2 protein-coding genes and 1 pseudogene are annotated in these 1734 nt (G+C 75.5%); 2 read left to right on the top strand and 1 reads right to left on the bottom strand.

Features of this window, described 5'->3' with window-relative positions; all coding sequences use genetic code 11:
• Together FAF44_RS53080 and FAF44_RS53075 are read left to right on the top strand one after the other, a co-directional pair.
• Positions 1 to 690: FUSC family protein (locus FAF44_RS53080; protein ID WP_237111101.1), on the top strand; the 690-nt coding region annotated here is incomplete at its 5' end.
• 274 nt (positions 691 to 964) lie between these two features.
• Positions 965 to 1480, top strand: coding sequence for a MarR family winged helix-turn-helix transcriptional regulator (locus FAF44_RS53075; protein WP_237111100.1), 516 nt, complete (start codon positions 965 to 967; stop codon positions 1478 to 1480).
• A gap of 61 nt (positions 1481 to 1541) precedes the next feature.
• Here the strand turns inward: FAF44_RS53075 and FAF44_RS53070 are convergent.
• A pseudogene (locus tag FAF44_RS53070) lies at positions 1542 to 1734 on the bottom strand (wyosine base formation); the annotation flags it as partial.

Below are 1734 nucleotides of genomic sequence, written 5' to 3'. Positions count from 1 at the left end.
GTGGGGCTCGTGGTGCGTTGGTGGCGGGTGGTGGCGATGGTGTCCGGGGGTGCGGCGCTGGCCGGATGGGCGTCGATGGCGTTCGGCGTGGGCAGGCCGTACTGGGCCGTCGTGACCGCCGCGGCCGTGTTCGCCGCCAACACCACCATGTCCTGGAGCCGCGCGCTCCAGCGCGTGGTCGGCAACCTGCTCGGCGTCGCCGTGTTCACCCTGGTGGTGCCGCTGACCAGACTGGGCGCGATCGCGCTGATCGTGACCGTGCTGGTCATGCAGTTCGTCACCGAGGCGGTCATCACCCGCAACTACTGGCTGGGCAGCGTGTTCGTGGCGCCGATGGCCATGCTGATGACCGAGTTCGCGGGGGCCGAGCCGGTGTCCGCGCTGGTGGCGGACCGCTGGCTGGACACCTGCCTGGGCGCCGCAGCCGGGCTGCTGGCCTGCGTGCTGCTGCCCGACCGGCGCGCCGCCCGCCGCGTACGGGCCGGGCTGGAACGGCTGGAACGGCTGGTCGAACAGCCGCTCACCGAGGGACGCGCCGCCCGCGACCGGCTGCGTGCCGCCCTGGTCGAGCTGCGCGAGGCGGCCGACATCGCGGCGGGCGAGTGGTGGAGCGCGGCGCTGCCACAGGAACGCATCGCGGCGGCCGAACGCGCCGGCCACCACAGACTGGCCGAGCTGACCACCACCTGACCCACCGGCCGAACGGCTCAGCCACCACAGGCCCGGCCGAGACCCGAGCGACTGAACGGCCTGGCCACCACAGGCCCGGCCGAGCCGACCACCGCCTGACCGGCCTGCGCGTTCAGGCAGGCCGGGGTAGACGAGCGCGGCCGAACGGCTTGGCCGCCACAGGCCGGGCTCGTCACCGCCTGGTCCGCCGGGCCGGCGTCACGCGTCCGGCCCGCGGCGCCGGCGCGTACGATCGGAAGCCACCGGACAGCCGGACGCGAGGGAGGACGGGCACGTGGGGGACGCCGTGGAGGACGCCGTGGCGGTCGCGCTGCGCCAGTGGCGGGAGGTCCTCCCGGACGCCGACCTCGACACGATCGCCGTCATCGGCCGTCTCAACCGGTGCACCGCCCTCCTGCACCAGGCCACCGACGCCCCGCTCGGCCGCGCCGGCGTGAACCGGGCGGAGTACGACGTCCTGTGCGCCCTGCTCAGGGTCGGCGGCGAGCTGACGCCGGGCAGGCTGGCCCGCGAGACGTTCGCCTCCGGCGCGGCCGTGACCAAGCGGGTGCGCCGGCTGGAGGAGATCGGCCTGGTCGCCCGCCGGGTGGACGACCGCGACCGCCGCGTGGCCCACCTGTCGCTCACCGGGCGGGGCAGGGAGTTCATCATGCGGCTGATGCCCGAACAACTCGAGTACGAGACCGCGCTGCTGTCCGGCCTGCCCGCGGACCGGGAACGGGAGCTGGCCGCCCTGCTGGCGGAGCTGCTGCTGATGCTGGAGGGCCGCCTGGGCGGGATGCTCGGCTGACGGGCGATGACGGCGGCGGAGGTTTCCGGCAAGGGCCTGACGTCCCGGCCCGGCGGTTCGATCAGAAGGCGTAGTTGCGCAGGACCGCGAGGGCCGCGGGGCCGTGCGGCCCGGTGGCCGTGAGCGCCGAGTCGGCGGCGGCGAGGCGGTGCGCCCCCACCCGGCAGAAGTCGCCGGCCGGCCCCGTGATCGCGGACTCCGCGCCGGGGTCGCCGAAGCGCCACACGTCCCCGCCCGGCGCGATGAGCTCGCAG

It is taken from the genome of Nonomuraea sp. MG754425 (assembly GCF_021699195.1).
Taxonomy (GTDB): Bacteria; Actinomycetota; Actinomycetes; order Streptosporangiales; family Streptosporangiaceae; genus Nonomuraea.
The sequence above is the reverse complement of the archived record's forward strand: the minus strand, read 5'-3'. Positions and strand labels throughout refer to the sequence as shown.